Below are 746 nucleotides of genomic sequence, written 5' to 3'. Positions count from 1 at the left end.
GTTGCGCGGGGCGCTGCGTGCGCCCCGCGCGCACCGGGTGCTCGTGGTCGGCCTGCTCGTGCTCCTGCTCGGCCGCAGCACCGTGGAGAGCGGTCTGTTCGACGCGACGCCGGCCTTCCTGCTGTTCCTGGCCGTCTCGGCAGCAGTCGAGGGCGGCACCCGGCGCCGGCTCGCCGGCGAGGAGCGGGACGCAGCCCCCCTCCTGGAGGGTTCCCGCTCCTCCCACTCCGGGGCTCCGGCGGCCGCGGCCTCCTGACCCCCTCCCAGCAGCCGCCCACCGATCGTGCGGCCCGCCCGGGACCGGCCGGCCGCGGGTCCCGGACGCCGTCCACGGGCCGGCCCGTCAGGTCGGCCGGGCCGGGGGAGCGCCGCCGCCGCCGCGCCCGCCGCCGCCGCGCCCGCCGCCGCCGCGCCCGCCGCCGCGAGCGCCCGGCGTCGCGCCGTCAGCCGCGCGCCCCGCGACCGGGTCCGACTGGGGACGCGACGGTGACCGTCGTGCGCCGTCCCGGGCCGCGCCACCCCACCTTTCGCGTCCGCGCCGACCAGCGCCGCCGCCAGGACGGTCAGCCGGCCTCGCGCCAGCCGGGATCCCGCCGACCGGCGTCGCACCAGGCGAGGTGCCGGACGGGGGGGGGGGGGGGGGGGGGGGGGGGGGGGGGGGGGGGGGCGGGCGCCGCCCGCGCGCCCCGCGCCCGGCCGCGCTCGCGGCCGCCGTCGCCGACGCACACCTTCATGCACACCCACCA

The 746-nt window shown here is 83.2% G+C and carries 1 pseudogene; it reads left to right on the top strand.

What is annotated here, in order from left to right:
• Nucleotides 1–256, top strand: a pseudogene (locus ACI781_RS19115) (hypothetical protein); the annotation flags it as partial.
• Between the last annotated feature and the right edge of the window lie 490 nt (nt 257–746).

The organism is Blastococcus sp. SYSU D00695 (assembly GCF_054050555.1).
The sequence above is the reverse complement of the archived record's forward strand: the minus strand, read 5'-3'. Positions and strand labels throughout refer to the sequence as shown.